Origin of the sequence: Flavobacterium sp. (assembly GCF_031381455.1) — a bacterium.
Classification (GTDB): domain Bacteria; phylum Bacteroidota; class Bacteroidia; order Flavobacteriales; family Flavobacteriaceae; genus Flavobacterium.
Genome location: NZ_JANMXZ010000053.1, coordinates 1 through 22,320 on the forward strand (window position 1 = coordinate 1; position 22,320 = coordinate 22,320).

Genomic DNA, 22,320 nt, shown 5'->3' on the forward strand with positions numbered 1-22,320 from the left:
GAAGAAATGGCAACTTTGGCGCCTAATTCAAGGAAATATTTGGTCATGGCTTTGCCTAAGCCACTTCCGCCACCAGTTACTACTATTACTTTGTCGGATAAGGCATTATCGCGAAGCATTTTTGCTGAGAAATTCATAAGGTTAAATTTTTTTAAATCGTTCAGTTCGACCAAACGGTCTTGGTTGTAAATATATAATTAATTATAGTTTTTTTAATCGTTCTGCGGCTTGGATAAGTGTTGCATCGTCTTTGGCAAAACAAAAACGGATGCATTTAGTATCTTTTTCATTGGCATAGAAAGTAGAAATCGGAATGGATGCTACGCCAAATTCGGTTACAAGTCTTTTGGTAAATGCTAAATCATCTTCATTTGAAATTTCAGCATATGAAGCAACTTGGAAATATGTGCCTTCGCAAGGCAAGAGTTGGAGTTTGGTTTCTTTCAATAAATTACGGAAGAAATCTCTTTTCTGTTGGTAGAAATTCCCCAAACTGTATACATCAACACTATCTAAATATTCTGAAATCGCTACCTGCGAAATACTATTGACACTAAAAACCAAGAACTGATGCACTTTTTTGATTTCTTTCATCAAATGTTCGGGCGCAATGACATAGCCAATTTTCCAGCCGGTGATATGAAACGATTTCCCAAAAGAAGAAACGGTGATGCTACTATTCCACAATTTTGGACGATGGTGTATTGAAATGTGAGGTTGTTCAAAAGTAATGTATTCATAAACTTCGTCCGAAAGTATAATCAAGTTAGGTAAGGAGTCAACCAGTTTCTCCAATTGAACAAAATCACTTTCTGTCCATGTTTTTCCTGTTGGATTATGTGGATTATTGATAATGATGAGTTTTGTATTCTCGTTTGTAGCGGCATTTATATTTTCCCAATTGGGCGTATAATCATCATTGAGGGAAATGCGAATAGGTTTGGCATTACTTAATAAGATTGGCGCTTCATAGCAATCATAACTCGGGTCAAGAATAATAACTTCATCATTTGCATTGACTAAAGCTTGAATTGAGGCAAATATTCCCTCGGTCGCGCCAGCGGTAATTAGGATATCCTCTTTTGGAGTGACCGTTCTTTGATAGGACTGCAAGGTAAGTTTTGCAATCTTATCTAAAAGCGGCGGAAATCCACTCATTGGCGTATATTGATGTACGTTTTGGGTTGCCAATCGAGCGACAATATCAATTAATCGTCTGTCAACCGGAAAATTGGGAAAACCTTGTGAAAGATTAATAGCGTTGTATTCAGTTGCCATTTGTGACATGACAGTAAAGATACTCGTGCCAATATGTGGAAGTTTGGACATATACTTTTTTTAGGAATTTAAAAGTACAAAAAAAGCACCTCCAATTGGAAGTGCTTCTCAAAATAAACTGTGGTAGAATTATTTTTTTTCTTCTTTAGGCATATCTGACGCACCCATATCTCGAATGCAGATATATTTACCATCTCTTTTTTCAAACAACGCCATATAATTCCCGCTAGATTTTGCAACTCCTGTAGAATCAACAACTTTATAACTGCCTAATTCTACTACTTGATTACCATCGCTAGAAGGAAAAACTTCGTTAGCCGTATAGGAAATTTTGCTTCCTTTTTCCATACTTTTTGCTTGGTCAGCCAACTTGGCATCAACAGCTTTTTTACCATTAAGCGGTGCAGCATTCTGGTCATAGCTAATGACATCATCAGAGTAATAGACAATTGTTTCCGGTGTCCCAGCATTCATGGCATCAGCAAATGCAGATTCCATAGTTTGTAATTCGGCTTTGATAGCCTCTTTGTCTACTGCAGGTGCTGCTGCAGCTTCTTCTTTTTTTGGTTGACAGGCAATAACTAACGCTGTAATTACACCTAATGCAATCCCTTTTAACATCTTGTTTTTCATAAATTGGTTGGTTTAAATTAATATTTTTTAGGTTAAACCACAAGATTAGGGGCTGTTAAAGATAATGATAATTTATTTACTGTCAGATATTTATTGGAAAAATTAAGACTCCCTAATGAAAGCTTGGGAGTTTTTGGTTTTAAAGTAATAACACATTGATCTACCAAAATGATATTTTGTCATTATGTGATTTTATAAAAGCATCCAAAAACAAATAGGCTATTTTATCTTCTACATTGAGTAATTGACTTTTACTGATATCTTCAAATTCGACAATTTTTCGTAATTTTTCATAACTTGAAGAATGAAACCCCATCGACCAATCACTAAATTGTCTTTTTTCTTTTTCACCTTCATAAACTACAATTATTCCATGATGTCGTTTGTCTTTTTTAATTCTTTCAAATAAGGTATCTAAAGTTTCTTTTTGACCTTCAATGACTTGAAGAAAATCGCCTTCAATATAAAGTAAAACTCCAGTGATATAATTTATATAATTAAAATGACGAGCTTGAACCAATAAATAATTTACTTCTTCTTCAGAAAGTAGTTTAGTTGCAGAACTCATATATATTATTTCATACATAGCAATATATTTTTATTAAAATTAATAAAAAATAATAATTTCATTATTTAAAATTAAAAAAAATAATAATTTGTATGCTATTAAAGTCAGCCAGAATGTTACTTTTTATAATTCTTTAAATCATAATTAAAGAACCTAATTCATAATCCTTATATTTGTATCCCAAACAACAGTATCATGAGTCAAAAAGTATTGCTCACTTCCAAAGAAGTCAATATCATACTCCATCGTTTGGCTTGTCAGTTAATCGAAAATCACCTCGATTTTTCAAACTCTGTTCTTATAGGTATTCAGCCACGTGGCGTTTCACTCGCAGAACGATTGAAGACCATTTTAGAATCCGATTACAACATCAAAAACATTCCACTTGGCTTCTTAGACATCACTTTTTTTCGTGATGATTTCCGTCGTGGCGAAAAACAATTAGAAGCCAATAAAACCCAAATCGATTTTCTGGTAGAAGATAAAAAAGTAGTCTTTATTGATGATGTACTCTTCACAGGAAGAAGTATTCGAGCGGCGCTGACCGCTATACAATCTTTCGGAAGACCATCAGAAATAGAATTATTAGTATTGATAGACAGACGCTTCAGCCGCCATTTGCCAATACAACCTGATTATCGCGGTCGTCAGGTAGATGTGATTAACGATGAGAAAGTGAAAGTCTGCTGGAAGGAGAAGGATGGGGAAGATGCGGTTTATTTGAATTAGCCCTTCGACTGCGCTCAGGGTGACAAGAGAACAGAAAATAGAACATAGAATATAGAAATTGCAACATTCAACTAACTACAAACCATAAACTACAAACAACAAACACAATTGGAACTATCAGTCAACCATTTATTAGGCATAAAATATCTTAAAAAGCAGGATATCGATTTGATATTTGAAACGGCTGACCATTTCAAGGAAGTCATCAATAGGCCAATTAAAAAAGTACCATCACTGCGCGACATTACCATTGCAAACATCTTTTTCGAAAACAGTACACGAACCAAACTTTCTTTCGAATTAGCACAAAAAAGATTATCTGCTGATGTCATTAGTTTTTCAACAGCACAATCATCGGTAAAAAAAGGTGAAACGCTGATCGATACCGTAAACAATATTCTTTCGATGAAAGTCGACATGGTAGTAATGCGTCATGCGAATCCGGGTGCGGCTTACTTCTTGTCACAAAACGTAAAAGCAAGCATCATTAACGCCGGAGACGGAGCACACGAACATCCAACACAAGCCTTACTCGACAGTTATTCTATCAAAGAAAGATTAGGCGAAGTAGGAGGAAAGAAGGTGGTAATTGTAGGCGATATTCTGCACTCGCGAGTAGCCTTATCCAATATCTATGCACTGCAAATGCAAGGAGCTGAAGTAAAAGTATGCGGTCCAAAAACTTTGATTCCGAAACATATTGAAAGTCTTGGTGTAACGGTGGAACCTAACCTGAGAAAAGCATTGGAATGGTGCGATGTAGCGAATATGCTTCGGGTTCAAAACGAACGAATGGATGTGAATTACTTTCCGTCAACACGAGAATATGCCCAACAATATGGCGTTGACAAACAACTCTTAAATTCTTTATCAAAAGAAATTGTCATCATGCATCCCGGACCAATAAATCGAGGTGTTGAAATCACTTCAGATGTCGCCGACTCCAAACAGTCAGTAATTCTAGATCAAGTTGAAAACGGTGTTGCCATACGAATGGCGGTAATCTATCTTTTAGCTTCTAAAATACAACTATAAAAAATCCTCTCGTTATTTTGAGAGGATTTTTTGTTTTATTCTGATTTGATACTTCTAAGTTGTTTTAGCTTTTCTTTCCAAGTGGCTAATTCTTCTTTTTGTTTCTCAATATTGTCCAGTACTTCTTTCACCATTGGATTATCAGCTTTTGCTCTTCCAAAGAACTGAATGTTATTTTCCAATTGGAAAAGATTGCTTTGTACTTCGTCAATCTTACGCATGATGAATACTTTTTCGTTATCCAATTTTCTTGTGTTTTCAGCACCTGAAAGATTGTCTATACGATTTGCATAGCGAACTAATTCATTATCTTTTTTACTTGAGCTTAATTTTTCAAACAAGGCATCTAAGATTTTATTGAATTTTCCTTCGATATGTCTGCGTGCAAAAGGCACTCTACCATAGCTTTTCCAGGTTTCGATATGTGCTTTGATACCATCTAAATCGGCTTTGTGTTCGCCAATAAGTTCGAATGATTTTAAAGTTTCTAAATACGCTTTCTTCTTTTCAAATGCTTCGATTTCTTCAGCATTCGCTTCTGTTTTCTGCTCTTTTAGTTTTTCAAAATATTCGTTACAAGCACCTCTGAATTCAACCCAAAGTTTATCAGAAAACTTTCTTGGTACATGACCAATCGTTTTCCATTCTTCCTGAATTTGTTTGAATAGTGTCGTTGTTGCGGCAAAATCGGTACTGTCTTTTAATTCAATTGCTTTGGCAACTAAGGCTTGTTTTTTAGAAAGATTATCGTTTTGGTCTTTCTTAATGTCTTTGTAGAAAGAGTTTTTCAAAACATTAAAACTTCTAACCGCATTTTTAAATTCGGTCCAAGTTTGGTCTGTTACTTCCGGCGGAACTTTTCCGGCACCGAAGAACTGATTGCGCAAGGCTTCTACTTTTTCAATTTGACCTAACCAAGCTGCATGCGAGTTAACTTTCTCTTTTGCCAAAACTTCAATTTGGGCAATAATTTCTTTTTTCTTCTCCAAATTAGCCGTTTCAACTTCGCGCAATTTTTCAAATAGACCTTCGCGTTTGTCGTGCATTTGTTTGGTCAATTCACTGAATTTATTCCAAATTTCTTCACGACTTTCTCTTGAAACAGGACCTATATCTTCTTTCCAGATTCGGTGTAAATCCTGCAATTCACGGAAAGCTTTGTTGATATCTTCTTCTTTCACTAATTCTTCAACACGCTCAATGATTTTAAGCTTTTGAACCAAATTGTGTTTGAAATCCAAATCGCGAATTTCTCTATCTAAGTGTAATACATCGTAGAAATTCTCTAAATGAAAGTGATAGTTATTCCAAACGTGATTGTATTTGTCTTTCGGAATGGGACCAGCCACTTTCCATCGGTCACGGATGTCATTAAATTTCTTTAAGGTAAACGGAATGCTATCTTGACTGTGGATTAGATTTTTTAATTCCTCTACAATCGCCAATCTGTTTTCTAAATTCGCTTTTAGATTGTTTTGTAAGCTTTGGAAATGATTATTTTTTTTGTCTCTGTATTGAGAATATAATTGGTCAAATTTGACTTTTAAAGGAAAATGATAATGAAAATCTTCGATTGTATCCGTCCCGACGTTTCGGGATTCAGCATGGAATTCTTCTTTTTTTTCATCAATAAAATGATGGTATTTTGATAGGAATGATTTTTTTAGTTCTTCAACATGGTCTTTAACCGACATTAGTTTTTCGACTACTACTAATTCGCCTAACTCATCAATCAATTGCTCCATTGACAAAGTATCATAATCAAGCATTGGGATATCATGACGATCTTTCAATGTTTCGTCTTCGCTTTCTTCTGCGTTTACTTCTTCGATAGCGTTTATTGCTGATTGGCTGTCGTTTTGGATTACTGGTTTGTCATCTGCAACTTGCTCGTCAGTCAATTCGATTGTGTTTTGCTCCACCTGTTCGCTAACGCTCGGGTCAACAGTTGGTTCTTCAACTTCTGTGGCAGTTTTAACCGCTTTTTTAGATTTTGCTTTCGCAGTGACTTCAACAGTTTCCTCAATAGTTTCTTCAACAAGGGCTTCTCTTTCGGCAGCTACTTCAATTTCATCCTCTGTAAGAGCTTCGGTTAATACAGCAACTTCGGGTTCTGCAGTTGCTTCTTCAACTTCTTCAAAAGCAGATTGCACCACCTGTTCGCTAACGCTAGGGTCTACATCAACTTCCACTTCTTCTTGATTTTCAACAAGAATCTCTTGATTTTCAGCGATGGTCACTTCTTGTGATTCATCGGCTGCGCTTCCATCTGCCTCAAGCAGGTTATCATTCTTTTCTTCTAACATTTTGAAAATGTTTTAAGGGTTACACATTTTGAGGGCGAAAGATACTAAAGAAGCACCGAAAATTCAAAGAAAATCAACGTTTTCTCGTTTTAACGAACGTTAATGGAGTATTAAAAACAAAAAAACGCTGTTGAATTTCAACAGCGTATTAGTATAAATTGAGTTGTTAAATCTAGTTTATCAACACTTTTTTAGTAACAGAATTTGTTGCAGAAGATAATTTTAAGAAATAAAACCCTTTTGGTAAATTGCTAATTGTGAAAGTGTTACTCTCAATAACCGGGTTTTTTATTTGTTGTAAAACTTGACCGTTTATCGTAATAACATCAATTTCTTCAAGAGAAACTGTTGTAGAAATATTTACAACATCAGAAGCAGGATTTGGATAAATAGAAACTGAATTTTCTAAATCAAATGTTGGTGTTGCTAAGAAAATAGTTGGCCATCTGTTTTGCGCAGTTTGGCCACCCCAAATTACTGTAGCCAAATAAGGATTGTCTATAAAAGGATTTCTGTTTCCCTGTCCATAAGAATTTGAAGCATTTCCTAAATAGGTATTTCGGTTGTCTTCGTATTGAGATACAGGATCTTCAGCATTCCATTGAAGTAATAGTTCAACCATGTTTGAATCTGACGCTGCAGTTGAACCTGATGCCACAAAAGTTGGTAAACACTGAGTTCCATAATGTAAGTACATATACATGATAATTCGAGCCACATCGCCTTTCCACTCATCTCCAGGATACCAGTTTGCGCCAACATCACCAGAATTTCCCGATCCGGAAGCATATAACTTATTTCCTCTAGCTCCATTTCTTTGTACATCACATGCTCTCAACATATGAGCATCGGCACCAGGTCCATCCTGACCTAAAGCCGGTTGCCCTAATGCTTGAGCAAAAATGTGTTCTCTATTCCAATCCCCATTGTTTCCACTATTATTGTCTTTACCTCTGGTTCTATCATTAGTAACATCTGCATCTGAACCATCTTCCCAGCCGTATACTAACAATACATTGTTAGAGTTTGTAGGATCTAAATCAACTATTTTTAAAGCATTCCAAATACCAGGTGTATAGGATAGCAGATTAGTATGTGTATTTGTGATTTTTGTTGCTAATGCATTTTTTAAGTTGCTTCCTGTTAAAGTCCAATTGAATCCGTTGTAATACGGACTGGCAGGTGTACCATTTTGTGAAAAAGCTATGGCGAAGTTTAATAATAATAAAATGGAAGTAATTTTTTTCATTTGTTTTTTTATATTTCTTTTTTTCTTTCTAATAGGGCCATGTAAAATCCATCAAATCCAGTTTCCTGGGCAAGGATTTTTGTTTCTTTAACAAAATTAAACGTTTTTCCAGTTTCGGTTGTTAAGAAATGCTTAATTTGTTCTTGATTTTCAGAGGGTAAGATAGAGCAAGTTGCATAAACTAACTTACCACCAGGCTTCACTATTTTAGAATAATTTTCTAAAACTTCAGCCTGTACTTTTTTGATATTTTCGATAAATTCAGGTTGCAATTTCCATTTTGCATCAGGATTTCTTTTTAAAACTCCCAAACCGCTACATGGTGCGTCAATTAAGACTCTATCTGCTTTTTCGTGTAGTTTTTTGATCACTTTGGTAGTGTCAATTATTCGGTATTCTATATTGAAAGCGCCATTTCTTTTGGCTCTTAATTTCAATTGTTTTAGTTTGCTTTCATACAAATCCATAGCAATTAATTGCCCTTTGTTTTGCATTAATGAAGCCATATGTAACGTTTTTCCACCAGCACCAGCACAAGTATCAACAACTCTCATTCCAGGCTGAACGTCTAGGAAAGCAGCTACTAATTGGGAAGACGCATCCTGTACTTCAAACATTCCTTCTTTGAAAGCATCAGTCAAAAACACGTTAGCTCTTTCTTTTAAGACTAATGCATCGGGTTGGTCTTTCAAAAATTCGGTTTCAATATTTAAATCCATCAAAAGAGAATGAAGATTTTCTTTTGTTGTTTTTAAAGTATTTACCCGAAGAATAACTTTGGCAGGTTGGTTTTGTGCCGCAATTTCTTTAGTCCAAAGAGATTCTCCCAATTCTTTTACGCCCAATTCATCCATCCAATCCGGAATAGATTCGCGCATTTTTCTAATTTTTGAAAGTTCGTCAAATCTTCCTTTTATTTTTCTTTCCGGAGTTCCTTCTAATTGTCTCCAATCTGGAATTGGGTATCCTCGTAAGACAGCCCAAACGGAAAACATTCTCCATAAATCTTCACGGTTGAAAGGTTCTTTTACTTCGGCAATTTCGGCATATAATCTTTTCCAACGAACTACTTCATAGATTGTTTCGGCGACAAATTTTCTGTCAGAACTTCCCCAACGTTTGTCTTTCTTCAAAGCACGGGCAACCACTTTATCGGCGTATTCTCCTTCGTTGAAGATGGCATTTAAAGAGTCAATCGTGGTGTAAACTAAATTTCGATGTAATCGCATAGTGTAAAAAAAATCAGCGGGCAAAGATATTGCTTTTTTGTTATGCTTTGTGAAATTTTATTGGTCTTAACATATTGCTAGTTTATTTATTGTTTAAATACATATATTTGAATAAATTAATATTTTTGAGAATGAGATTTAACGGTTTGCATTATGCAATTTTAGGGTTTTTATTTCTTTTGAATTTTGGTTATGCTCAACCATTTCAAATTGGTCATACTACAATTAATTTTGTAGATGCGTCAAGAAGTAATAGAGTCATAGCTACTGAAGTTTATTATCCTTCGGATGTTGCAGGAGATAATGTTGCTATAACGAACTCAACTAGTGTTGCTTTTCCGGTTTTGAGTTTTGGTCATGGTTTTGTAATGACTTGGGATGCGTATCAAAATTATTGGAACTTTTTAGTGCCCAATGGTTACATCATGGTTTTTCCAAAAACCGAAGGTTCGTTTTCTCCTTCGCATCTTGATTTTGGAAAAGATTTATCTTTTGTATTAGAGCAAATGACAGTTTTAGGAAATAATTCAGCATCTATTTTTTATAATAGAGTTAATGCAATGAATTCGGTAATGGGACATAGCATGGGAGGTGGAGCTTCTTTTTTAGCAGCTCAATTAAATCCAAATATTAAAACAGTAGTAAATTTTGCGCCTGCTGAAACTACTCCATCAGCTATTCAAGCAGCTGCTTCAATAGCAATTCCATCATTAATTTTTGCGGGAGTTAATGATTGTGTCACACCTCCCAATGCAAATCAAATTCCAATGTATTCCGGGTTAACTAGTACTTGTAAAACATTGATAAATATTATTGGTGGAAGTCATTGTCAAATGGCTAACAGTAATTTCTTTTGTAATGTCGGTGAAGGTTCTTGTTCGCCTCAACCAACAATTACAAGAGCAGTTCAGCAAACCATTATCAATACTTATCTTTTACCGTGGTTGAATTATCAGTTAAAAGGGGATTGTGTTCAAGGAATTTTTTTTGATACTCAAATTGTTGCCGATAATTCGATAACATTTCAAAAAAATTGTCTGCAATGTAGTAGTTTAAACATTGAAAATTCAATTTTGAGTAATCCAATTGTTCTGACTCCAAATCCTGCAAAAGATTTTATAACAATTTCAGGCAAACTGGGAGAGACGTATCAAATTTCGGTTTTTGATATGGTGGCAAAACTCATTTTGACGAAAGAATTTGAATATGAAATTTCGATTAACACTTCGGAATTTTCAAGAGGAATCTATTCTTATACAATTAAAAATAAAAATATTTACAGCAAAGGCAAATTTATTAAAGAATGACGATTTTAATGAATTCTTGTCATTTCAAATTTCTCTGGTGCATGAAGTACCATAGGGAATTGTTCTACTTTTACAGAACTACTATCCAAACCAAATCCTTTTTCTTCAGACAAACTCAGTTTTTTGAGGATAAAATAGCTGTTCATTACTATTTTTTCGAAGAAAGTTAGATCACTGTCATTAGAGAGGAATTTCTCAGAAAGAACGAATTTGAAATCACCAACAATATTGTTTTTATTCAAGGATTCATAACGGCTCGTAATATCAACTTCACCATTTTGAACCATATCCTTGATTACTTCTTTGAACATTAGGTTGATTTTAGTAGGTTCCCTAAAGCCCAAATTGAAATCAACTCTGTATAAATCATCCTTAACGATTTCGCTTACCCTATATTCTCTTTTATAAGGTTCATTAAGAACATTTACATGCACAAACCAATACATGTCAGCTCGCTTCGGTCTTTTTTGCAAAATGGAATACATCACTTTTTCTTCAATTTCGTCTGTTCGCGTGGAATTGGTCATGTATATCAAATGCGTTGCATATTTTGGAATAGATAAATCAATACTTAACTCAGCAAGTACTTTTTTATAGCTATCTATTTTGACAATTTTAGTATATGCTTTGCTAATTTTCTTAGCCATAAACCAAACAGTCATAATACCTATCAAGACACACGCAATCATTAAAGTTACATAACCGCCATGAGGGAATTTGTCCAAATTGGCAATCAGGAAACTAATCTCAATGCCTAAATATAATGTGATTATGGCACCAATAATGACCCATGAAATCCTTTTCATGATCAAATAATAATTCAAAAGAATAGTGGTCATAATCATGCAAAGTACTATTGCCAAACCATAGGCAGCTTCCATGTTTCCTGATTCTTCAAAGTGAAGTACAATCCCAACGCAGCCAATAAACAATAGCCAATTTATGGATGGAATATACAATTGACCTTTCAAATCGGTTGGATATTTAATCTTGACTTTTGGCCAAAAGTTCAATCTCATGGCTTCATTTATTAACGTAAACGAACCACTAATTAACGCTTGAGAGGCTATAACGGCAGCCATTGTTGCTATTACAATTCCAATAGGTTGAAACCAACTTTCCATCATTAAATAAAAGGGATTGGCATTTTTCCCTCCTAAATTCATCAAAGTATCTCCTTCGTGTTTTATTAAATAAGCACCTTGACCAAAGTAGTTTAGTACCAGAGTAGTTTTTACAAAAATCCAACTAATGCGAATGTTTTTTCTACCACAATGTCCCATATCTGAATATAGTGCTTCGGCACCTGTAGTACATAAAAATACGAAACCTAAAACATAAAATCCGTCAGGATGAATTTTTAATAAATGATACGCATAATAAGGATTTAGTGCATGGAAGACTTCAAGGTTAGAGCCAATTTGGATGACACCAAGAATACCAAGCATGCTGAACCAAACAAGCATCATTGGCGCAAAAAATTTACCTACTAATTTGGTTCCAAATTGTTGTATAGTAAACAAGACAAAAAGAATTCCAATTACAATTGGAACGGTATTAATATTTGGGTAAAAGGTTCTGATTCCTTCTACAGCAGAGGCTACAGAAATGGGTGGCGTAATAATTCCATCGGCCAAAAGTGCGCTTCCTCCAATGATTGCAGGAACAATCAGCCATTGAATTTTAGTTCTTTTGACCAAGGCATACAAAGCAAAAATCCCACCCTCACCATGGTTGTCAGCACTTAATGTGATGATTACATATTTTATGGTAGTTTGTAGCGTGAGTGTCCAAAAGATACAAGACAATCCACCTAAAATAATATCTTTGTTTATAACATGATTTAATCCAATTATGGCTTTCATTACATATAAAGGAGAAGTTCCTATATCGCCATAAATAATTCCTAAAGTAATAAGTAATCCTGCAACACTAAGTTTGCTATGAAGTTGATGATTATGAGCAGTCATAAAAAGTTGATAAAAAACGGATACAAATGTACTACATTTTAAAATCAATTTCTTTTTTAATGGTTTAATTTTTTGGTATTAAAAATAAAAAAAGCACCACATTTCTGCAGTACTTTTTTTTACAAACAACTAAACTTATTTAACCTAACTTCTTCTATTCCCTCTTGAATTTCCTTCACTTCTTTGAGAATTTCCTCTTTGTTGTGAAAACTCTCTCGGACTTGAATTTCTTTGAGATTCCTGAACTCTAGGATTTCCGTAGCTTCCTAGGCTTGATTCGCTTCTTGAACCATTTTGTGTTGCCACACTTCTGGAAGATTCTTGGCTTCTTTGATTTCCGTATGTTCTAGGTAATTCTGAAACTGTGTTACTTCCATATGCGCTAGGCGATTCAGTAGTTCTTTGATTCCCATAACTTCTAGTACTTGATTCACTTCTTGGATTATTTTGAGTAGTTACATTTCTTGGCGATTCTTGACCTCTATCATTTCCATAACTTCTAGTACTAGATTCACTTCTCGGATTATTTGGAGTAGTTATATTTCTTGGCGATTCTTGGATTGTTTGATATCCATAACTTATAGTACTTGATTCGCTTCTTGAACTGTTTTGAGTTGCTGCAATTCGTGGAGAATCTGTGGCATTTAAATTATTTCTTGTTCCATTAGTTTCAATTTGATTTCTTGTACTTATGTTTTGCGTTCTTCTATTATTATCCAATTCATATCGGTTGACATAACCAGTATTTCTATTTGAAAAAGAAAGATTTGGATATTGTGTTTCGTAGTAGTTTCCTCTTCTTCCATTATAGTAATTGTTGTAAGCAACATCACATCTTCTGTAATCCACATAATTATAATGATGATTAAAGTTGATATAAGTTCCTATGTGATTGTGATAAGTATATATAGGGAACGGTGACCAGGCAACATAAAAGCTTGGATAGTATCCCCAATACCATGAAGAATAATAAGGACGATAGTTACCAACCCAGAATGAAGTATATATTACAGGTGTGTAAGCATATACCGGTTCATAAATATAATTGTTACCATACATATAAACATCTCCTACAACTTGTACTTGAACCCTATTATATCTGTCTCTTTCTACTTCAACAGTAGCAATATCCTGATAATTATCACGACCAAGAACGGACTGGATAATAATCAGATGGACATTCCCTTCCACTGTTTCAATAACACGTAAATAATCAACCCGGTTATCTCCATTTAAATCCAAATTTGAAATTTGAGCATTTGGGTCGTTCAATCTACTTTCAAAATCTGATAAATCGCGGGAATCACCAAAGATTGAAGCAACGGCACGCAAATCCAGATTGTCGCTAATATCTGAATTGTTTGCTGTAACCGTAGTCCTGTCCTGGGCAAAAACACTTGACAGACTCCAAAAAGACATCATTGCCAAGGATAAAATTTTTGTTTTCATAATTATTAGTATTTAGTTTTTGGATAATTTTTTTTTGTACGTCCAATTATTATGCCATATCTCTTTTTTCCAATTCTTAACTTAGTTAAAGTTCTATATTGGCTTTAAATCAGATTATTCCAATGAAAGATTAGAGTTTCGGTCTATAGGATAGAATTCGAAATCCTGCATTTGTTTAAAAAGTAAGGAAGAAAAAAATACCGCAAATTCGCAAATTATTAATTGTTATTTAATTTGCGAATTTGCGGTTATAACTTATTTGGGTTGAATAGATATTATTTACCAAGTTTTTTGTCGCGATATTGCTGCAATAACTTTCGGTTGAAGTTTTCTTCTGCTTTTTTGAGTTTCAGAATTTTTAAAGGTGAAATGACTCCTTTTAAACTGGCCACAAATTTCTTTTTCAACTGATATAATTCGTCTTCGCTACTTTCCATTTGAGCCAACATGGTTGACGCATCTTTTTCAGATAGATTGTCAAACGAATCATCATCTATTCTGTTTAAATACCCTTTTAGCTTTTGTTTTTTAATTTCCTGTTGCTTGTCTTCAAAGGCATTGAATAAAGGCCAAAACTTGGCAGCTTCATCCGGAGTCAATGACAATTCATCAGTTATGAAGGCCACTTTTAGAGCTTTAATCTGCTCTTTCTTTTTGCGTAAAAACGGTCCGTCTTGGGCAAAAGCATTCAACGAAATGAAAGCTATAAGAAGTGGAAATATTTTTGAGATTTTCATAGTATTAGTCTGTTATGTATTGTTCTAAATTTGAGTTTGAGTTTAAAGCGTCTTCGATAGCTGCATCATCGACATTGAATTCCAGTTTCATTTTATCTAAATCTTCTTGTTGTAATAAATTTACAATTTCCTCTTCAGAAATGTTTGATTGATACGCAATATAATTTTCCAAAGTAGCAGAATCAATTTCTTCTTGTTGGTTTGAATATTTAGTATATATCGGAACAGACAGCATCAGAATAAGAATGGCTACCGCAGCATAATACCAAGTTTTTTTGGAACTAAAAATCGAAATAACTTTCCGTTCTTGCTCTGGTAATTGTGCTAAAACTTTCTCTGAGAATGTATCAAAATAGCCATCAGGTGTTGTAAATCCTGAGGTTATTTTAGGCTCATTATCTAGTTTGAAATCTTTCATAGGCGTTTGACAAAAGTAATATTAAATGGTTTAATTGTTTTTTACAAAATCTTCAATTTTCTTTACAGCATGATGATACGATGCTTTTAGTGCACCCACAGATGTTCCGAGAATTTCTGACAGTTCTTCATATTTTAGTTCTTCATAATATTTCATTTTAAAAACCAATTGTTGTTTTTCAGGTAATAAGGCAACAGCTTTTTGCAGCTTAATTTGAATTTCATTACCATCAAAATAAGTATCTGCTTTTAGGTTATCTACAATTTTGGTTTGCATGGCTTCGCTGGTGGTGCCGTTGCGTTTGGATTTTTTATTGATGAATGTAATGGCTTCATTTGTTGCTATCCGATACATCCAAGAAAATAATTTGCTTTCCCCTTTGAAATCCTTTAAATACTGAAAGACTTTGATGAATGTATTTTGCAAAACATCATCAGCATCATCGTGATTTAAAACAATATTTCGAATATGATTATACAACGGTCGTTGATAATCCCGCAAGAGCTTTTGAAACGCAACATTCTGCGTTTTCGGATTTAATAATTCCTGAATAAAATCCTTTTCGTCTTGCAAAGTGAAAATTTAGCTAATTGGAATAAAGATAGCAGAAAAGGTTTAATCTACTGCAAGATTAAGGTGTTTCCATTGGAGTAGTGTTTGTTTCCGGAGTTGCAACAGTAGGATTTACCGGAGCAACAATAGGTTTTGGCAACTCAATCGCTTTTGGAAAAACCGGAATATAAATTTCCGTAATCCATTTAGAAGGTTGTTTGATATCGTCAATGGTTTTGACATAAACTTCAGTATAACTTCCTGCGAAGTTTTCTTTTAAACCATTATCAGTTATGTATTTTTTAGCTTTTGCCCAAGCTTCTTTGCTATGTGAACAATCACCGTTCAAAGTAGTTTTTAAACAGGTAAAAGCAATGATTTCTCCAGAAGCCACATCGCTTCCATCAGTAATCGAAATTTGCTGTCTAACCGGAATGCAAATAGAAATAGTTGCAAAATCATTGGCTACATGATATTTATCGTAGCTAACAAATGGTTTTCCTGCCATGGGAATTTTGTTCTTATTGAAAAAGTGAACCATTCGCGCCATTAGGATTTTGGTATTTTTACCTACGTTTTTAATATGACAGGAAACAGTTTGTTTCAAACAAAAACCAGACGGTCGTTGCACAATGCCATTTACTTTAATGGAATAGGTTTTCATTTCGTAGTGCAATGTTTTATCAAGATTGCGTAGGCTTTTTTCATATACATCTCCCAAAATCGAGCTTACACCACCCTTAAAAAAGGTTGTGATTTTAGTCATAATATTCATTTTACCTTTACTATAAACGGTTACTTTGGTACCGCCAATCGTATCTTTAAATTTCCATGAAATAGTGGCTGTTGTTCCGTTGTAGTTGACTTTTTGGGAAAGACTTTCGTTTTCTTTTACAAATACCGTTTTAATATCCCCATCATCGGAACCATTTTCAAAAGAAAATTTTGCTCCGGCTCCAATTGTTTTTGCGTCATAATTGAATTTGATATTCGAGTCTTTTTGCATCCAGGAACCAAAAGTTTCCCAATTTTTATAATCATTAACATAATCAAAAACGGTACTTCTTGGCGTTTTGATGATGCGGCTTTTAGTAACCTCAAAATCGCCTTTTTGTGTGGCCACATAAACCGTAATTCCAACTAGCGCTAAAAGGATAAGCAAGAAGATATATTTTAAAATTCTCATGAAACTAAGTTTGTAAAGTGTCACAAAGTTATGAATTTTATAGTACTAATATTGATTATATTTGCTAGCATTCAAATTTAAATTGATGAAAACAAAAAGTGAACTTCGTGGAATTTTATTCAGGCATTTAGACGGGATTGTAACTATTCCGGCTGCGTATTCTTTGCAAAAAAAAGGTGTTTTAGAGTATATACTGCAACAGCAAAAAGTGTCACTTCAGGAGCTTAATGCCAAGTTTAATGCTAACGAAGGTTATCTTAATGCAGCTCTTCGTGTTTTGGCTTCTCAAGGTTGGCTTTTTCAATATATTGACAATCAAAATGATGAAGTAACTTTTGCTGTCAATGATAAAAGTGAAACAGCTTTTTCATTGATTCCTCTTTATGCAACTGTTTTTAATTTGATGCAGTTTTCAGAGCATTTCCATCCGCGAAAATTTGAAGTAGAACCCTTTGAAATACTAAATGAGTTGTTTTCGAAATACAAAGCAAACTTTGGAATTCAGTTTTCTGATGATGCCAATATAAGAGCCATTCAAGAGCAGGTTTTATATCATATCGAAGGTGTTTTAGTTGGGCCAACAATTGTAATGTTTGGTATGACCGGTATGTTTCATAAGTATTTTATGGAAACGTCTTTTCGTCCGGAAGAGTTTCACAAGAACCCGGAATGCTTCAAAGAAATACTCGATTTCCTGACACATTTAGATTGGTTTACCAAAAAAAATGACAATTACCAATTTACCGAAACAGGCTTGTTTTATGCCAAAAGAGCCGCTGCTTATGGCGTTACGGTTTCTTATATTCCGACGCTTAGAAAGATGGATGACTTGCTTTTTGGCAACCCTTCCATACTCAGAAATATTGGTGAACATGAAGAAGAATTGCATGTCGATAGGAAAATGAATGTTTGGGGAAGCGGTGGCGCGCATGCCGAATATTTCAAAATTGTAGACCAAATAATAATTGAACTATTCAACCGACCAATAACAGAACAGCCAATTGGAATTCTAGATATGGGTTGTGGTAATGGTGCTTTCTTGGAGCATATGTTTGATGTAATTGAACGCCAAACCGCCAGAGGCAGAATGCTAGATGAACATCCGATGTTTTTAGTTGGTGTCGATTATAACGAAGCCGCAATAAAAGTGACTCGAGCTAATTTAATTAAAGCCGATATTTGGGCCAAAGTAATTTGGGGCGATATTGGAAGGCCACAATTATTATCCGAAACACTGCAAGAAGATTACAAAATCGATTTGAAAGAATTGCTGAATGTGAGAACCTTTTTAGATCACAACCGAATTTGGGAAACACCAACGGTGAAAACCCCAAACAGAATAAGTACTTCAACCGGAGCTTTTGTTCATCGCGGAAAAAGAATCAGCAATGCAGAAGTGGAAGATAACTTATTGGAACACTTAAAAAAATGGTCGCCGTTTGTAGATAAATTTGGTTTGCTGTTGATAGAACTCCACACTATTGCTCCCGAATTAACCGCCAATAATCTAGGAAGAACGGCAGCCACAGCCTATGATGCCACGCATGGTTTTTCTGATCAGTATATTGTAGAGATTGATGTGTTGCACAAAATTGCCGCTGAAGCCGGACTGTTTTCAGACGCCAATGTATTTACGAAATTCCCAAATTCCGATTTAGCAACGGTAAGCGTGAATCTTTTAAAAGGTAGATAAGCTTCTGATTTATAGCATCGTCACTTCGAGTGTCCGCTGCGGCAGATGTATCGAGATGAATCTTAATGCTTTATCGATACCTTAATAACAAAAAGCAACGCGATAAAAATCAGGAAAGCAATTAGTATTTTATAACTTCCTTTATACACTTTTTGGTGGAGTGCTTTGTCTTTCCCGTAGGCGAAATAAGCAGCGATTATAAAACAAACAAAAAAGATAGCGGCGAAAGTCCATTGACCAGTTGTGAACATTTATTTCAAATTTTCAACAAATTTACTCAAATGTTTCGGAAAGTTGTAATTTGCATCAACAATAAATTTAGTTAAAAACGGTTCATTATTTCAAATGCTGAAACAATAAAGTTTACGCTAAATGCAAACTACATAGAAGCATAGAAAATTGATTATCATAGACCAATTCTTGGTTCACATATGATCATGTTAAACTTTGAAAAGTGAAACGTCTTAAATTTAATTTATATATCTATGTTTCTATGTGGTTGAATTAATCATTAAAAAGTACAAAATGCAAAAACAAATCAACGCAGTAAAAGAATTTCACACGGCTTTTGGTCTTGGTGTAAGTCACGAAATGAAAGGGGATTTAGGAGAACAAAAAAATATGTTGCGCTTCAATCTGATGAAAGAAGAAAACGAAGAATATCTGGAAGCGGTTCAGAATAATGATTTGATAGAAATCGCAGATGCGCTTGGTGATATGTTATATATTCTTTGTGGAACGATTTTAGAACACGGACTACAACACAAAATAGAAGAAGTGTTTGACGAAATACAACGCTCTAATATGAGTAAGCTAGACCACGATGGAAAACCGATTTACCGCGAAGACGGTAAAGTACTTAAAGGACCAAATTATTTTAAACCAAGTTTTGAGGAGATACTGAGATAGTTTTTAGTCTCGGTCTCAGTTGGCATTAGCGTTTCGCGGCTTTGGGAGGTTGCGAACTTCGTAACCGAGATTTTTCTGCTAAGATAAAATTTCTTGCGAAACGTAAACGTGAACTTACCACAAAATTCGCAATTGCGAGAAACGGCTGTTGGTGGCAGTTTTTTATTGTATTGCTTTAATAAATTTTATCATTTCGCCCATTTTACCTACTGTAATCCTTGTCCATTTACCTTGCTCTTCATATATTCTTCCCCCTTGAATATTATTGTTTTCTAATTGCTTGAAATAGTCCTTGTTGTATTTTGCAAGTGAAAAATAGATAAAATTTGTATTAGAAGAAATGCACTCACAATTTAATTTTTTGAGTTCGCTGATAGTATATTGTCTTACATTTTCATTTAGCAAGTAGCAATTTGAAACAAATTTATCATCTTTCAACGAAGCTATAGCAGCAAGTTTTGATAATACACTAACGCTATTATTTGTATTGGATTGCAAATTTGCCAAATTATCAATTATTGTTTTGTTCGCAATTGCATACCCAATCCTTGCTCCAGCCAAACCATATATTTTGGAAAATGTTTTGACGATAATAATATTTTTGTGGTCATTTACGAGATTGCTAAGGGATTGCTGTTTAGTAAATTCCAAATATGCCTCATCAATTAATACAATTGTATTTGGTGAAATCTTGGTTACAAATTCTACCAATGCTTCTCTTTCAGAAATTGTTCCTGTTGGGTTGTTAGGATTACAGATATAAACAAGTTTTGTATCTTGGTTTACAACTTCCAACATAGCTTGCAAATTAATTTTCTTGTCGCTTGTAAGAGGTACTTTATTTTTCGTTAAACTTAAATTATCTAATGTAACTGTCCAATAATCATAGCTTGGGTCTGCGATTACATAATTTCCTTTGTCTAGTGATACAAATTTTGCAACCAAATCTAAAATTTCAGTTGAACCAGCTCCCAACAATATGTTTTCGTCTTTAACACTATTTCTTTTTGCAAGGTCAGAAATCAGTTGTGTCGCAACATCCCAATTATATCGGTTACTAATATTCGCATTGTCTACAAATGCTTTCCTTGCTAATGGAGATGGACCATAGGGGTTTTCATTTGAGCGTAAAAAAATTAAGTTAGTATCATTCTCAAAACTATTATTTAAATTTTCTGATACAAAAGGAGAAGCAAATGAACTGAAGTTTGTAAGTCCAATACCAGCTACTCCAATTCCAATTTTTTTCAGCCAAAGCCTTCTGTTTGTTTCCATATTTTCTTTTTCTTTAACTAGTCTTTAAAAAAAATAGTTTGTTACAACCACGGAGTGTTAAAATTGCCACCAACTAGATGATTTGAGAAACTATTGTTCTTTTGAATCCTCATGATACCGCAGTATGTGACGTCTCAGAAACCCGCCAAACATTAAAAAGACGATACCAATCACTAGTCTGAAAGGATATAACGACGAAGCTGGCTGAGTAAGTGCTATAATAAGTAAAACTAAATTGGCTAAAGTGATAACGGATAAAAGAATCAAAACTACTTTTCTCATAAGGAGTGGGTTATAGGATTGTTAAAGATAATGCTATTTTTTATTCTATAGTAACTCATATTCCACTTTATTGCCATCTAAATCGTTGACTTTTATAAAGTTAAGCCTTTCAAGAAGCCTGATTGCTCCGGAGTTATCTTGGCTAGTTATAGCCCAAATGCGTTTCAATCCAATAGTATTTATGCCAAAGTCAATGGCTAATAACATGGCTGAGGTCATAAAACCTTTTCCCTGAAATTGCTTTAATAGAATACAACCAAGTTCACCTTCTCCTTTGTCCAGTCCGCGATAATAACTACAAGTACCAACAATTTTATTGGTTGTATTGTCTGCAATTCCCCAATGAATGGAGTTCCCGGCTCTATAATCATTATTAATTTTGGATTGCATTGTTGCAGCTTCTTCCAATGTTTTAGCCTGAACGCCATCATAAAAAGAAATTTCAATGAGTTCGCCAAGGTCGGAAGCTACAATTTCACGCAATATTATTTTGTCGTCGGCAATAGTAGGGAAGTTGTCGTAGGGTGGAAGTCTCATTTTTTATTTTGAGGTTATACTGAGTTTTGATTGCAAATCCGCAGGATTTTCCAGAGAAGCGCAAGCATCGCAGTTGCTACAAACTGCTGTTAGCCAACGTGCTTCTTTTCAATAGGTTTGAATTAGCACATCGGTTGGAATATTCAATCTCTCGTGAAGTTGACGAATCATTTCTAATGAAAGTTTTCTTTTTCGGTTTAAGATTTCACTTGCGCGACTTTTCAATCCAACAATGTTCGCCAAATCATTTTGATTATAACCCATTTGTTCCATTCTGAATTTGATTGCTTCGATTGGATCTGGTAAACCAATTGGAAAATGTTCGTTTTCATATTGATCGATAAGAATTCCCAATACTTCAAGTTCATCGCCTTCTGCTGAACCGAGTTTTGCATCAAAGATTGTTTCCAATCTTTCCAAAGCTTGATTATAATCTTTTTCAGTTTTTATAGGTTTAATTTCCATAGCTTTTAAATTTCATTAGCGTTAATCTTATCATACTCTGCGTGCGTTCCAATAAATCGAATCCAAATCATTTGATAATTATAATTTATCCTTACAATCAATCTGTAATTATTTCCTTTGATATTAAAAATAATGCGATTATCATTTAAAATACTTGCGCTTGGATATTCTTTTTTTACTTCGTTTGGATTTTTCCATTCAGCGTTGCTGGTTTCCTGAAACCAGGATTTCAGTTGTTGCTCTGAATCTGCATGAACTTCCCAAAAATCGCGCAATATCTTTTTCGAAATTATTCTCAATGTTTAATTTTTTTTCAAAGATAATTAAAAGTTCCCAATACGGGAAATATTTGTAGAGTTTTTTTTTGCGCAAAATTGTAGCGTCCTGAAATAGGTTGACATTTTTTTAGTTTGTTTTCAATTCAAATTTAGATAAATAATTTCTTTATTCCTACGATAAGATTTATAAGGCATGTCGGCATTTAAATGCACGCTAATGGGCGTTCTTCCATTT

Annotated in this window: 24 protein-coding genes; 5 read left to right on the plus strand and 19 right to left on the minus strand. The window is 34.4% G+C overall.

What is annotated here, in order from left to right; translation table 11 throughout:
* From RMN97_RS12670 to RMN97_RS12685, 4 genes are all read right to left on the minus strand, one after another.
* On the minus strand, positions 1-137 hold a 137-nt coding region (locus RMN97_RS12670; RefSeq protein ID WP_309614907.1), incomplete at its 3' end, for an SDR family NAD(P)-dependent oxidoreductase.
* Between the two features lie 64 nt (positions 138-201).
* A complete protein-coding gene (locus RMN97_RS12675) occupies positions 202-1,329 on the minus strand; it encodes a methionine aminotransferase (protein ID WP_309614884.1) in 1,128 nt (375 codons plus the stop codon).
* A 78-nt stretch (positions 1,330-1,407) separates the two neighbouring features.
* Positions 1,408-1,911: a nuclear transport factor 2 family protein gene (locus RMN97_RS12680; RefSeq protein ID WP_309614885.1), complete on the minus strand. Its 504-nt coding sequence runs from the start codon at positions 1,909-1,911 to the stop codon at positions 1,408-1,410.
* A 160-nt stretch (positions 1,912-2,071) separates the two neighbouring features.
* The gene (locus RMN97_RS12685) at positions 2,072-2,497 is read right to left on the minus strand and encodes a BLUF domain-containing protein (RefSeq protein ID WP_309614886.1); all 426 of its coding nucleotides are present in this window, start codon (positions 2,495-2,497) and stop codon (positions 2,072-2,074) included.
* A gap of 177 nt (positions 2,498-2,674) precedes the next feature.
* On the opposite strand from RMN97_RS12685, the gene pyrR reads away from it, so the two are divergent.
* Together pyrR and RMN97_RS12695 are read left to right on the plus strand one after the other, a co-directional pair.
* On the plus strand, positions 2,675-3,208 hold the full coding sequence (gene pyrR, locus RMN97_RS12690; RefSeq protein ID WP_309614887.1) for a bifunctional pyr operon transcriptional regulator/uracil phosphoribosyltransferase PyrR: 534 nt from the start codon (positions 2,675-2,677) through the stop codon (positions 3,206-3,208).
* 108 nt (positions 3,209-3,316) lie between these two features.
* The gene (locus RMN97_RS12695) at positions 3,317-4,243 is read left to right on the plus strand and encodes an aspartate carbamoyltransferase catalytic subunit (RefSeq protein ID WP_309614888.1); all 927 of its coding nucleotides are present in this window, start codon (positions 3,317-3,319) and stop codon (positions 4,241-4,243) included.
* Positions 4,244-4,278: 35 nt separating this feature from the next.
* On the opposite strand, the gene RMN97_RS12700 is transcribed toward RMN97_RS12695, so the two are convergent.
* From RMN97_RS12700 to RMN97_RS12710, 3 genes are all read right to left on the minus strand, one after another.
* Positions 4,279-6,549, minus strand: coding sequence for a DUF349 domain-containing protein (locus RMN97_RS12700; protein WP_309614889.1), 2,271 nt, complete (start codon positions 6,547-6,549; stop codon positions 4,279-4,281).
* Between the two features lie 172 nt (positions 6,550-6,721).
* Positions 6,722-7,798, minus strand: coding sequence for an endonuclease (locus tag RMN97_RS12705; protein WP_309614890.1), 1,077 nt, complete (start codon positions 7,796-7,798; stop codon positions 6,722-6,724).
* 8 nt (positions 7,799-7,806) lie between these two features.
* Positions 7,807-9,027, minus strand: a complete 1,221-nt coding sequence (locus RMN97_RS12710) for a methyltransferase domain-containing protein (protein ID WP_309614891.1) — start codon at positions 9,025-9,027, stop codon at positions 7,807-7,809.
* A gap of 131 nt (positions 9,028-9,158) precedes the next feature.
* Between RMN97_RS12710 and RMN97_RS12715 the strand changes: the two genes are divergently transcribed.
* Complete coding sequence (locus RMN97_RS12715) at positions 9,159-10,334, plus strand: T9SS type A sorting domain-containing protein (protein WP_309614892.1); 1,176 nt, start codon at positions 9,159-9,161, stop codon at positions 10,332-10,334.
* Between the two features lie 5 nt (positions 10,335-10,339).
* Here RMN97_RS12715 and RMN97_RS12720 read toward each other — a convergent pair whose 3' ends face one another.
* From RMN97_RS12720 to RMN97_RS12745, 6 genes are all read right to left on the minus strand, one after another.
* The gene (locus RMN97_RS12720) at positions 10,340-12,304 is read right to left on the minus strand and encodes a KUP/HAK/KT family potassium transporter (RefSeq protein WP_309614893.1); all 1,965 of its coding nucleotides are present in this window, start codon (positions 12,302-12,304) and stop codon (positions 10,340-10,342) included.
* Between the two features lie 144 nt (positions 12,305-12,448).
* Positions 12,449-13,753 carry a hypothetical protein gene (locus RMN97_RS12725; protein ID WP_309614894.1) on the minus strand — a complete coding sequence of 435 codons (1,305 nt, stop codon included), beginning with the start codon at positions 13,751-13,753 and terminating at the stop codon, positions 12,449-12,451.
* Between the two features lie 275 nt (positions 13,754-14,028).
* Positions 14,029-14,490 carry a sensor of ECF-type sigma factor gene (locus RMN97_RS12730; protein ID WP_309614895.1) on the minus strand — a complete coding sequence of 154 codons (462 nt, stop codon included), beginning with the start codon at positions 14,488-14,490 and terminating at the stop codon, positions 14,029-14,031.
* A gap of 4 nt (positions 14,491-14,494) precedes the next feature.
* A complete protein-coding gene (locus RMN97_RS12735; protein ID WP_309614896.1) occupies positions 14,495-14,908 on the minus strand; it encodes a hypothetical protein in 414 nt (137 codons plus the stop codon).
* Positions 14,909-14,938: 30 nt separating this feature from the next.
* Positions 14,939-15,481 carry a sigma-70 family RNA polymerase sigma factor gene (locus RMN97_RS12740; protein ID WP_309614897.1) on the minus strand — a complete coding sequence of 181 codons (543 nt, stop codon included), beginning with the start codon at positions 15,479-15,481 and terminating at the stop codon, positions 14,939-14,941.
* 58 nt (positions 15,482-15,539) lie between these two features.
* A complete protein-coding gene (locus RMN97_RS12745; RefSeq protein ID WP_309614898.1) occupies positions 15,540-16,646 on the minus strand; it encodes an SRPBCC family protein in 1,107 nt (368 codons plus the stop codon).
* A gap of 85 nt (positions 16,647-16,731) precedes the next feature.
* Between RMN97_RS12745 and RMN97_RS12750 the strand changes: the two genes are divergently transcribed.
* Entirely contained in the window at positions 16,732-18,339 is a 1,608-nt protein-coding gene (locus tag RMN97_RS12750; RefSeq protein ID WP_309614899.1) for a class I SAM-dependent methyltransferase, read from the plus strand.
* A 62-nt stretch (positions 18,340-18,401) separates the two neighbouring features.
* Here the strand turns inward: RMN97_RS12750 and RMN97_RS12755 are convergent, their stop codons facing one another.
* Entirely contained in the window at positions 18,402-18,590 is a 189-nt protein-coding gene (locus RMN97_RS12755; protein WP_309614900.1) for a hypothetical protein, read from the minus strand.
* A 274-nt stretch (positions 18,591-18,864) separates the two neighbouring features.
* On the opposite strand from RMN97_RS12755, the gene RMN97_RS12760 reads away from it, so the two are divergent.
* Positions 18,865-19,248 carry a nucleoside triphosphate pyrophosphohydrolase family protein gene (locus RMN97_RS12760; protein WP_309614901.1) on the plus strand — a complete coding sequence of 128 codons (384 nt, stop codon included), beginning with the start codon at positions 18,865-18,867 and terminating at the stop codon, positions 19,246-19,248.
* A 162-nt stretch (positions 19,249-19,410) separates the two neighbouring features.
* Here the strand turns inward: RMN97_RS12760 and RMN97_RS12765 are convergent, their stop codons facing one another.
* The 5 genes from RMN97_RS12765 to RMN97_RS12785 form a co-directional block, all read right to left on the minus strand.
* Positions 19,411-20,523: an aminotransferase class I/II-fold pyridoxal phosphate-dependent enzyme gene (locus RMN97_RS12765; RefSeq protein ID WP_309614902.1), complete on the minus strand. Its 1,113-nt coding sequence runs from the start codon at positions 20,521-20,523 to the stop codon at positions 19,411-19,413.
* A gap of 90 nt (positions 20,524-20,613) precedes the next feature.
* Positions 20,614-20,805 (minus strand): hypothetical protein, encoded by a 192-nt coding sequence (locus RMN97_RS12770; protein ID WP_309614903.1) that lies wholly within the window; start codon positions 20,803-20,805, stop codon positions 20,614-20,616.
* A 45-nt stretch (positions 20,806-20,850) separates the two neighbouring features.
* The gene (locus tag RMN97_RS12775; RefSeq protein WP_309614904.1) at positions 20,851-21,342 is read right to left on the minus strand and encodes a GNAT family N-acetyltransferase; all 492 of its coding nucleotides are present in this window, start codon (positions 21,340-21,342) and stop codon (positions 20,851-20,853) included.
* Between the two features lie 108 nt (positions 21,343-21,450).
* A complete protein-coding gene (locus RMN97_RS12780) occupies positions 21,451-21,807 on the minus strand; it encodes a helix-turn-helix domain-containing protein (protein WP_309614905.1) in 357 nt (118 codons plus the stop codon).
* Between the two features lie 5 nt (positions 21,808-21,812).
* The gene (locus tag RMN97_RS12785) at positions 21,813-22,106 is read right to left on the minus strand and encodes a type II toxin-antitoxin system HigB family toxin (protein WP_309614906.1); all 294 of its coding nucleotides are present in this window, start codon (positions 22,104-22,106) and stop codon (positions 21,813-21,815) included.
* Positions 22,107-22,320 lie beyond the last annotated feature (214 nt).